Annotated in this window: 7 protein-coding genes; 3 read left to right on the top strand and 4 right to left on the bottom strand. The window is 71.9% G+C overall.

The genetic code is table 11. The annotated features are described in order from the left end of the window. Positions 1 to 37: 37 nt before the first annotated feature. Entirely contained in the window at positions 38 to 1642 is a 1605-nt protein-coding gene (locus NEH16_RS31725; protein WP_265546568.1) for a DHA2 family efflux MFS transporter permease subunit, read from the top strand. 143 nt (positions 1643 to 1785) lie between these two features. Here the strand turns inward: NEH16_RS31725 and NEH16_RS31720 are convergent, their stop codons facing one another. Together NEH16_RS31720 and NEH16_RS31715 are read right to left on the bottom strand one after the other, a co-directional pair. Continuing rightward, positions 1786 to 2991, bottom strand: coding sequence for a cytochrome P450 (locus NEH16_RS31720; RefSeq protein ID WP_073969440.1), 1206 nt, complete (start codon positions 2989 to 2991; stop codon positions 1786 to 1788). A 92-nt stretch (positions 2992 to 3083) separates the two neighbouring features. Beyond that, complete coding sequence (locus tag NEH16_RS31715; RefSeq protein WP_265546566.1) at positions 3084 to 3716, bottom strand: TetR/AcrR family transcriptional regulator; 633 nt, start codon at positions 3714 to 3716, stop codon at positions 3084 to 3086. Positions 3717 to 3821: 105 nt separating this feature from the next. Here NEH16_RS31715 and NEH16_RS31710 point away from each other — a divergent pair, with 105 nt between their 5' ends. Both NEH16_RS31710 and NEH16_RS31705 read left to right on the top strand, forming a co-directional pair. After that, a complete protein-coding gene (locus NEH16_RS31710; RefSeq protein WP_265546565.1) occupies positions 3822 to 4841 on the top strand; it encodes a ketoacyl-ACP synthase III family protein in 1020 nt (339 codons plus the stop codon). A 34-nt stretch (positions 4842 to 4875) separates the two neighbouring features. Next, positions 4876 to 5109, top strand: coding sequence for a phosphopantetheine-binding protein (locus tag NEH16_RS31705; protein ID WP_073969438.1), 234 nt, complete (start codon positions 4876 to 4878; stop codon positions 5107 to 5109). Positions 5110 to 5191: 82 nt separating this feature from the next. Here the strand turns inward: NEH16_RS31705 and NEH16_RS31700 are convergent, their stop codons facing one another. Both NEH16_RS31700 and NEH16_RS33775 read right to left on the bottom strand, forming a co-directional pair. Next, complete coding sequence (locus NEH16_RS31700) at positions 5192 to 6658, bottom strand: FAD-dependent monooxygenase (protein ID WP_265546564.1); 1467 nt, start codon at positions 6656 to 6658, stop codon at positions 5192 to 5194. An 83-nt stretch (positions 6659 to 6741) separates the two neighbouring features. Beyond that, complete coding sequence (locus NEH16_RS33775; RefSeq protein WP_265869896.1) at positions 6742 to 9636, bottom strand: SDR family NAD(P)-dependent oxidoreductase; 2895 nt, start codon at positions 9634 to 9636, stop codon at positions 6742 to 6744. Between the last annotated feature and the right edge of the window lie 130 nt (positions 9637 to 9766).

The raw sequence follows: 9766 nt of genomic DNA, 5'->3' as shown, positions 1-9766 counted from the left end.
AGAGGCGAGCCACTTCGGTGGAGGACGAGGAGCATCCGTGAGTAAGTTGCGCGGGAACCCGTGGGCGGTCTTGATGACGCTCGGTCTCGGGTTCTTCATGACACTGCTGGACCTGACGATCGTGAACATCGCGATCCCCGACATGATGGAGAGACTCGGTTCCTCCCTTGACGAGGCCCTGTGGGTGGTCAGTGCCTATGCGCTCGTCCTCGCTGTCACCCTGATCACCTTCGGCCGCCTCGGTGACCTCCGCGGCCCCCGTACCCTGTTCGCCTCGGGCGTCGTGCTGTTCACCCTGGCCAGCGTCGCCTGCGGTCTCGCCGTCGACCCCGGCATGCTCATCGCCACCCGTGCGGTGCAGGGCCTGGGCGCGGCCATGATGGTGCCTCAGACCATGGTGATGATCATCGCGGTGTTCCCGGCGGACCGGCGCGGTGCGGCCATGGGCGTCTGGGGTTCCATCGCCGGCGTCGCCACCATCTCCGGGCCGACGCTCGGCGGGCTGATCGTCAGCACCGTCGGCTGGCGCTGGATCTTCTTCATCAACGTGCCCGTCGGCATCGCCGTGCTCGTGCTGACCTTCCTGCTCGTGCCCGACATCCGCCCGGCCCGCAGCCACAAGTTCGACATCGTGGGCGTTCTCATCGCCACCGTCGCGCTGTTCTGCCTGAGCTTCGGTCTTCAGGAGGGCGAACGCTACGACTGGAACGCGGGCATCGTGGCCCTGATCGTCGGCGGAGTGGCCCTGCTCGGCGTGTTCGTGCTCTACCAGCGCCGCAAGCAGGACGACGAGCCGCTCGTACCGTTCGCGCTCTTCAAGGACCGGAACTTCACCGTGATGACCGTGATCGTCGCGCTCATCTCGATGGCCCTGCTCGGTCTGGTGCTGCCGGTGAACATCTACCTTCAGTCCGTGCTCGGCATGTCCGCCGTGCAGGCAGGTCTGACCCTCGCCCCCTCGCCGCTGCTGTCGATGATGACCGCCCCGTTCGCGGGCCGCATGTCCGACAAGATCGGCGGCAAGAACGTGCTGCTGTTCGGCCTCGTCGTCTACGGCACCGGCATCTCGCTGGTCCTCGCCGTCGCCGCGGTGGACAGCCACTGGTACACCTTCACGCTGCCGATGGCCGTGGTGGGCCTGGGCACCGGCTGCCTGCTCGCGCCGATGGCCACCGAGGCCATGCGCAACGTACCGCCGCGCCTGGCGGGCGCCGCCTCCGGCGTCAACAACACCATCCGTCAGATCGGCTCGGTCCTCGGCGCTTCCGTCGTCGGCGCCGTCCTGCAGAGCCGGCTCGCCACCACCCTCCACGAGGAGGCCGCCACCCGCTCCTCCGGGCTGCCCGCCCAGAGCCGCGAAGGCTTCGTCGACGCCTTCTCCTCCGGCGCGAGCCCCGACGCCGGCACGATCAAGGAACTCGCCCAGGGCCTGCCGACGGCCGCCGCCCGGCAACTCGCCGCCGCGGCCGAGGCCGTCTACGACCACGGGTTCGTCACCACCATGCACAGCACGCTGATCCTGCCGCTCGGCGCCATCGTCGGCTCCGTGCTGCTCTGCCTGGCGGCCAAGAACCACCGCTCGGCCCAGAAGGCCGCCGCGGCCGAGCCGGTGACTCCGCCGCAGCCCGAGCCCTCCCGCTGATCCGCCGCTTCCGGCGGATCCCCCGACATCCGGCCCCCGCGTCATCCCCCGCCGCGGGGCCGGATCATGTCCTGGCACAGGACGCCGGGACACGAAGAGGCGGCGCGCCCCCACGGGACGCGCCGCCTCTTCGCGTGTGCGGACTACCAGGTGACCGGCAGCGAGGCCAGACCACCCGTCAGGGTGTCGTCACGGAACTGCAGCTCCGCCGGGTCCACCGCCAGCCGCAGGTCCGGGAACCGGACGAACAGCGTGGAGAACAGCGCCTGGAGCTCCAGCCGGGCCAGACCCGAACCGAGGCAGAAGCGCGGACCGTGACCGAAGGCCAGGTGCTGCGTGCTGTCCCGGGTGATGTCGAAGACGTTCGGGTCGGAGAAGATGTCCGGGTCGCGGTTGGTGGCCGTGAACGCCAGCATCACCAGGTCGCCCTTGGGAATGGTGGTACCGGCGATCTCGATGTCGTCGTGCGTGTAGCGGGGCAGCACGTCCTGCGTGGACGGCGCCGCCATCCGCAGGATCTCCTCGACCGCGCCCTGCACGAGGCCCTTCGGGTCCGCCTGGAGCTTCTTGCGCTCCTCGGGGTGGGTGAGCAGCAGCAGCGTCCCGAGGTCCAGCCGGGTCACCGTGGTCTCGTGCCCGGCGAACAGCAGACCGGCGGCCATCCGCGCGATCTCGTCGTCCGCCAGGCCCTCCTTCTCCTGTACGGCGACGAGGTCCGAGAACACGTCCTCGCCCGGGGTCCTGCGCTTCACCTCGATGAGGCTGCGCATGTAGCCGTGCAGCTCGCCCCAGGACGCCTTGGCCTTCTCCACGTCCGTCAGGCTGGTGGCACCCGCCGACATCCGGCGGAACTCCTCCCGGTCCTCGCCGGGCACGCCCAGCAGCTGGCAGATGACCAGCACGGGCAGCGGGAAGGACAGCGCCTCGTGGAAGTCCCCGGGGTTCGGGCCCTTCTCCAGGTTGTCCAGCAGCTGGTCGATGAGCTGCTGGACGCCGCCCTGGAGCTTCTGCACCCGGCGCGCCGAGAAGGCCGGGGCCAGCAGCCGGCGCAGCTTCGTACGGGTGGGCACCTCGTCCTCGGGCTTGCCCAGCGGGCCGGTCAGCACGGCGGCGTTGGCCACCCGGGAGGCCGTCTCCGGCGCGTGGTGGGAGCGGCCCAGCCGGGAGTCGTTGAGGAGCTGCTTGACCTCGCCGTAACGGGTGACGAGCCAGGCCTCGTCGCCGGCCGAGGTGGTCACGCGGACCACCGGCGACTCGGTGCGCAGCGAGCGGAACTTCGGCGCGATGCCGTTGACATCGTCGGGATCACGGTCGAAGGGAAGACGCGGCAGGTCCTGGATCTGGGTCACGATCGTGCTCCTCGGTGGTGTGGCGATACGCCCGTCGTCGCCGAAGGCTAGGAGGAGCTTCTAAAGCAGCCTTAAACCGCCGGGTGGCCGCCTCAGCGCGATGCCTGCTCCACCGCGGGAGCCAACAGGTCCAGGGTCCGGGCGAAGAGGTCGTCCAGATCCGGCTCCCCGTCCTGGTCCACCCAGAAGCGCAGGGTCTCGGCCACCGCGCCCCCGATCGCCGCCGCCAGCACCCGCGTCCGGTACCCCTCCGGCGCGTCGGGGTCCGTCCCGTCCCGGGCCGCCAGCAACCGGGCCAGCTCCCGCAGCCCCTCCTGGGTGCGCTGGGCGTTGAGGGCCCGCAGCTCCGGCACCCGGTTGATCATGCGCAACCGGGTCAGCAGCTCCGCACGGCCCTCGTCGAAGGCCCCGCTCTCGCGAACACCGGCCAGCATGACCCGCAGCCCGGCCAGCAGGGAACCGCCCTCGGGCAGACCGCCGTCCGCGAAGTGGAGCGGGTGCGCGTCGGGGGACGCCGCCGCCTCCGGCCCGCGGTCGTAGACCCCGGACAGGATCACGTCCTCCTTGGAGGAGTAGTAGCGGTAGAAGGTCGTCGTGGACACCTCCGCCGCGGCGGCGATCTCCTCGACCGTCGTCGCCCGGTATCCGCGTTCCTCGAACAGGCGCAGCGTCTCCCGCTGGATCGCCTGTCTGACCTTGAGTTTCTTCATCTCCCGCAGCCCCACGCCCACATCATGCTGCAAGCGCCACGAAAGAGCCGCACAAGGGCCGCCTGGGAAGGTGCCCCGTACCCTCCGAGGCTCTTCTGAAAGCGGGCGCACAGGATGAAAGTGGACAACGTGTACCTGGCCGGGATCGGCAGCTGGATACCTGACCGGGTCAGCGTCGACGAGGCCATCGAAAAGGGCTGGTACGACGAGACCCTGCGGGCGTCCAGCGGCATGATCTCGGTCGCGGTCGCCGGGGACGTGCCCGCCCCCGACATGGCGATCGCCGCGGCCGAGGAGGCCCTCAAACGCTCCGGGCACGAGCCGGAGGAGATCGCGGCGCTCATCCACACGCCCGTCTTCCACCAGGGCCCCGACATCTGGTCGGCCCCCCACTACATCCTGCACCGCACGGTGGACCGGCCCGTGCCCGCCCTGGAACTCCGCCAGGGCTGCCTCGGCATGATCACCTCGCTGCGGTTCGCCGCCACCATGCTGACCGCCGACCCGGCCGCCGGCGCCGTCCTGATCACCGCCGGCGACAACTTCTCCACCCCGGGCCTGGACCGCTGGCGGGTCAGCTCGAACTACGTACTCGGCGACGCGGGCTCCGCCGCCGTGCTCTCCCGGCGAGAGGGCTTCGCCAAGCTGCTGTCCGTCACCTCGATCTCCATTCCGGAGGCCGAGGTCCTGCACCGCGGCGGCGACCCGCTCTTCCCGCCGAGCATCACCCTGGGCCGCCCCCTCGACCTGGAGGCCCGCACCGACCACATCCGCGCCCAGTGGATGCAGGGCGTGGCCCCGCCCGTCTTCCACCTCGGTGACATCGTCGTCGAAGCCGTCACGGCCGCCCTCGAGGACGCCGGCCGCACCCTCGACGACATCACGCGCGTCGCGCACAGCGCCGTCGCCTTCGACCAGATCCGGAACGGCTTCCTCGAACCGCTCGGCATCGAGGAGTCGCGCGGGACCTGGGAGTTCAACCGCCGCGTCGGCCACTCCGGCGGCACCGACCAGATCGTCGGCCTCGAACACCTCCTCGCCTCCGGCGAACTGCGCCCCGGCGACCACGTCCTGCTGCTCGCGGCCGCCGTCGGCATGGAAGTGGGCTGCGCCGTTCTGGAGATCGTCGACATCCCGTAGTCCCGGACAGGACCAGAGAAGAAAGGGGCCCACCATGAGCCAGACCACCACCGCACCCACCGCCGACGAGATCCGCGAGGCCGTCGCCGAACTCGTCGGCTTCCACGCCCGGGACATCGCGGACGACGCCAACCTCATCGCCCTCGGCCTCAAATCGCTGCACATCATGCAGCTCATCAACGTCTGGCGGCGCGCCGGCCTGACCGTCTCCTTCAAGGAACTCGCGGGCGAGCCCACCGTGGCCGCCTGGGCACGCACATTCTCCTGACGCGACGGGTGCACGGTGAAGGGCCGGGGCAGACCGCCTCGGCCCTTCACCATGCACGTCTCCCGGAGGGGGAAACCGCCCCTCAGGCCCCCGGCGTCCCGAACCACTGCTCCAGCACCGGCCGCAGGGTGGCATCGCCCGGCTCACCGGCCCACGCCACATGCCCGTCCGGCCGTACGAGCACAGCGGACGCTCCGATCTCCGCCACCGGCTCGGCCGCCACCAGGTCGACGCGGTCCGCCCACGCCGCCACCGGGTTCGCCGCGCTCCCGGAGCCCGTCAGGTCCAGGAACACGCCCCGCCCGGCATGCAGCGCCGACGCCACACTGCCGGCGCCGGCCGCCGTCACGAGCGGTACGTGCGGCAGCCGGCGCCCCACGGGGGCGGCCGCGCCCTCCGGGGCATAGCTGACGTCCAGGCCCGTGGACAGCTCCAGCAGGTAGCGGTTCGCGTCCGGGAACTTCAGCAGCTCCGCCATCAGCGCCCGCACCGGCGCCACCTTCTCCACCGGGTGGATCAGGGCCAGCTGGGTGTCGGTCGCGGCAGCCGCGCGCAGGCCCTGCGGGCGCCGCTCCGCCGTGTAGGTGTCGAGCAGGTTGGGCGGGGCCCAGCCGAGCAGGTCCGCCGCCAGCTTCCAGCCCAGGTTGACCGCGTCCTGGAGCACCAGGTTCATGCGCAGCCCGGCCAGCGGGTAGAACGTGTGCGCCGCGTCGCCCACGAGGAAGACCCTCTCGGCCTGGTACGTCTCGGCGACGCGCGACGGGCCGCCGTAGCGGCGGATCCAGCGCACCGGAACATCCGGGAACGGCGTGTCGTTGAGCCGCTCGATGGCCCGGCGCAGCTCGCCCGCCGTCGGCTCCACCGACGCACCCGGCAGGTCCTTGTCGAACTCCGCGGTGATCACCCGGGTGACCCCCGGCTCCACGGGCACCGACGAGTACAGCCCGCCCACCGGGCAGAACCGGGCGCCCCGGTGGATCTCCGGCAGGTCCTGGATGTCGATCTCCACGTCCGCGACCAGACCGCAACTGGCCGGACCCGTACCGTGGAAGGCGATCCCGGCCAGTTCGCGGACCACGCTGTTCTCGCCGTCGGCGCCCACCAGGTAGCTGCCCCGCAGCTCGTACGTCCCGCCGTCGGCGCGGACCGTGACGCCGACCCCGAACTCGTCCTGGGTACAGCCCGCCAGCTCGTGCCCGTAGCGGACCTCGGCGCCACGCTTGAGCGCGTGCCGCTCCAACTCCTTCTCCAGGTACTCCTGAGCGAGCAGCAGGGCCGGCTGGTGGCGCCCTTCGAGCGGGGTCATGTCGAGCCACAGCAGGGAGAAATGGGTCCCCTGGACCGGAGTGGTGTGCTCCTGCAGACCCTCCAACAGCCCCCGCTGGTCCAGCAGTTCCACGACGGTGGTGTTGACGGCCTGGCCCACGGACCGGCCGCTGCGGGACGGCAGCCGCTCCAGCACGATGCTGTCGATGCCCCACAGTCCGAGCTCGTGGGCGAGCATCAGCCCTGCGGGCCCGCCACCCGCGATGATAACGGGATCGGACATATCCTGTTCCTCCGGTTTCTGGTGTGGTACGTGGTGCCTGGCGCGCGGCCCCGGGCCCGTCACGGGTCCGGGGCCGTGCGGCCTCAGGCGATGCCGAGCTCGTTGTCGATGAGGTCGAAGATCTCGTCGTCCGTCGCCACGGAGATCCGCTCGGCGGACCCCTCGTCCTCGCTCGCGGGTCCCGTCCCGCCGTGCTCCTCCAGCCGCAGCAGGAAGTCCTGCAGCCGGGCCGTCAGCCGGGCCACGGCCGCCGGAGACGGCTCGGTCGAACCCAACGCGCCCTGCACCAGGTCGAGTTCGCCGACAATGCCGGCGAAGACATCCCGCTCCGGGGGAGCGAGCAGTTCGTCCAGGTGCGCGGTCAGCGCGCCGGGGGTGGGGTGGTCGAAGATCAGGGTCGGGGTGAGGCGTTGGCCGGTGGCGGCGCCGAGCCGGTTGCGCAGCTCGACGGCGGACAGCGAGTCGAAGCCGAGCGACTGGAACAGCCGGTCCGCTCCCACACTGTCTGCCGAGGAGTGACCGAGCACGGCCGCGACATGCTCACCGACCAGCTCCGCCAGCCGCTTGCGCCGCTCCTGGGCCGACAGGGGAGCGAGCCTCTCGGCCAGCGGGACCTCACCCGCACCCCCGCCCGCCGAACGCCCGGCGGCACGCGCCACCGGACGCGGGCGCGCCTGTCGCACCAGGGCGCTGAACAGCGGATCCAGCAGGCCCGCCCGCGCCCGCTCGGCGAGCGTCGCCGGATCGAGCCCCATCGCTACGGACACGGGCTGGCGCAGCCCCAGCGCCGCGTCGAAGCGGGCCAGGCCGTCGGCGGAGGACAGCGCGGTCACACCGGTACGGGCCAGCCGGGCCAGCGCCGTCTCGTCCAGCTGCCCCGTCATCGTGCTCGCCTGGTCCCAGAGTCCCCAGGCGAGGGAGGTGGCGGGGAGTCCTTGGGTGTGGCGGTGGGCGGCGAGGGCGTCGAGGAAGGTGTTGGCGGCGGCGTAGTTGGCTTGTCCGGCGTTGCCGAGGATGCCGGCGGCGGAGGAGTAGAGGACGAAGGCGGCGAGGTCGGTGTCGCGGGTGAGTTGGTGCAGGTGCCAGGCGGTGTCGGCCTTGGGGCGCAGGACGGTGTCGAGGCGTTCGGGGGTGAGGGTGTCGATGGTGCCGTCGTCGAGGACGCCCGCGGTGTGGATGACGGCGGTGAGGGGGTGGTCGGTGGGGATGGTGTTGAGGAGTGCTGCGAGGGCGTGGCGGTCGGCGGTGTCGCAGGCGGTGAGGGTGACGGTTGCGCCGAGGGCTTCGAGTTCCGCGCGCAGGGTGTCGGCCCCGGGGGCGTCGGGGCCGCGTCGGCTGGTGAGGAGGAGGTGGCGGATGTCGTGGTGGGTGACGAGGTGGTGGGCGAGGAGGGTGCCCAGGGTGCCGGTGGCCCCGGTGATCAGGACCGTTCCCGCCGGATCCAGCTCACGCGGCAGCGTCAGCAGCGTCTTGCCCACATGCTGCGCCTGGCTGAGGTGGCGCAGAGCGGCCGGTGCGTGGCTCACGTCCCACGCGGTCAGCGGCGGCGGGCTCAGCACCCCGGCCTCGAACAGCTCCACCAGGACCCTCAGCATCTCCTTGGTCCGCTCCGGGCCCGCGTCCATGAGGTCGAAGGCCCGGTAGACGACACCCGGGTGCGCGGCGGCCACCTCCTCGGCATCCCGGATGTCCGTCTTGCCGATTTCCAGGAAGCGGCCGCCGTGGGGTTGGAGGCGCAGGGTGGCGTCGACGAACTCCTTGGCGAGGGAGTCGAGTACGACGTCGAAGCCGTGTCCTTCGGTGGCGGTGGTGAACTGCTGCTCGAAGTCGAGGGTGCGGGAGTTGGCCAGGTGGGTGTCGTCGAAGCCGAGCGCGCGCAGGGTGTCCCACTTGCCGGGGCTGGCCGTGCCGAACACCTCGGCGCCCAGGTGCCGGGCGATCTGGGTGGCGGCCATCCCGACCCCGCCCGCCGCCGAATGGATCAGCAGCCGCTCACCCGCCCGCAGCCCCGCCAGATCCGTCAGACCGTAATACGCCGTCAGGTACACGACCGGGATGACGGACGCCTGGCCGAAGGAGAGCCCTCGCGGGATCCGGGCGGTCAGCCGGTGGTCGGTGACCCCGACCGGCCCCAGCCCGCCCGAGGGGAACATGCCGAACACCCGGTCACCGACGGAGAGCCCGGTCACCTCGGAGCCGGTCTCCAGGACGACACCCGCGCCCTCGCCGCCGATCATGGCGTCGTCGCCCGGGTACATGCCGAGGCCGATCATCACGTCACGGAAGTTGAGACCACCCGCGCGCATCGCCACCCGGATCTCGTGGGCGGCGAGCGGACGCTCCCCCTCGGGGTGCGGTACGAGCGCCACATTGCCGAGCGTGCCCTTGCTGGTGACATCGACGCGCCAGGAGTCCACGCCGACGGGCGGGGTCAGCACCCCTGCGGCGTCCGCCGGCCGCACCAGCCGGGGTACGTGGGCGCTCCCGTCCCGGACCGCGGCCTCGGGCAGCTCCTCCCTCAGCACCTGTAGCACCGCGTCCGCCGCCGCCGAGGCGACGTCCGGCATGGCGTCCAGGTCCAGGAGCGCGAAGCGCTCCGGGTTCTCCGTCCTCGCCGAACGCACCAGACCCCAGACCGGAGCCGCCGCGAGGTCCCGGATCTCCGGTCCCGGCCGAGTGGCGACGGCGCTACGCGTCACGACGACCAGCCGGGACCGCGCGAACCGTTCGTCGGCCAGCCACTCCTGCACCAGGCCGGTGGCCCCGTACAGCACGGCCCGGGTCGCCGTCAGGACGTCGGTGGTGTCCGCGCCTTCCCCGGCCACGCTCACCAGGACCAGGCCGGGTGCCTCGGCGCCCGCGTCCACGGTGGCGCCCAGCGCCGCCAGATCCTCGTAGCGGGTGCAGCCCCCGAGCACGGGGGCCAGCCCCAGCGGGTCGGCCGTCCCGAGCAGGGCCACCGACTCCGGCGCCGGCACGTCCTCGGCCGGGGGCAGCGGAGACCAGTCGAGCAGATGGACACCCGATTCGTCCGTGGCGCCGGCCGCCGCGCCGAGCTGCTGTCGGCTGACGGGCCGGGTGGTGAGCCCGCCGATTCGGGCGACCGGG

Origin of the sequence: Streptomyces drozdowiczii (assembly GCF_026167665.1) — a bacterium.
Classification (GTDB): domain Bacteria; phylum Actinomycetota; class Actinomycetes; order Streptomycetales; family Streptomycetaceae; genus Streptomyces; species Streptomyces drozdowiczii_A.
Note: the sequence above shows the minus strand (reverse complement) of the source record. Positions and strands in the feature narration are given on the sequence as shown.